Annotated in this window: 1 protein-coding gene; it reads left to right on the forward strand. The window is 40.7% G+C overall.

What is annotated here, in order from left to right; translation table 11 throughout:
• Positions 1-556 (forward strand): MFS transporter (locus A3738_RS08175; protein WP_156504093.1); only part of this gene is annotated, 556 nt, incomplete at its 5' end.
• Positions 557-671: the final 115 nt, after the last annotated feature.

Consider the following 671-nt stretch of genomic DNA (forward strand, 5'->3'; position numbering starts at 1 on the left):
CTTATTTTTCGTAATTTGCTTTTTGCTTCAGTTTTCACATGCGGCTTATTACTCCTACTTTAGTTTGTATATGGGGCAACTCGGTTATGACAAGCTGAGCATTGGTATTTTTTGGGCCTTGGGAGTTATTGCCGAAGTTGCGCTGTTTTTTGTTATGCACCATTGGCATCGTAAACATGCAGTGCCTCTGATTATGGGCATCGCTCTTTTATTTAGCGCACTGCGATGGGCGATGATAGCTGGAGCAAGCGAGTATGTTCTTGTGCTCGTTATTGCACAGTTGCTTCATGCTTTTTCATTTGGTGCTATGCATGCGGTTTCTATCCGTTTTGTGCATGAGCATTTTCACGCCAAGAACCAAGGAAGGGCGCAAGCTTTATATAGCAGTCTTGGATTTGGTTTAGGTGGCTTTGTTGGTGCTTTTGTCATTGCTGCGTTGGTTGAAGAGTCAGGTTACGCAAATCTTTTTTGGATTAGTTCACTGATTGTGTGTTTTGCCCTTTTCGTTTTGAGCCTTTTTTGGACTTCTTTCGTACGAGATCACAAAGTTCGGTAAGCGATTGAAAAAAAAATTTTTTAAATTGGGCGAATATCAAAATTGTGTCTATGCTTTTTTTAATGGACTAAGTCTGCCGAGCGAATACTTGTTGTAGGCTGACTAAAACTATGAA

Source organism: Oleiphilus sp. HI0066, from assembly GCF_001635725.1.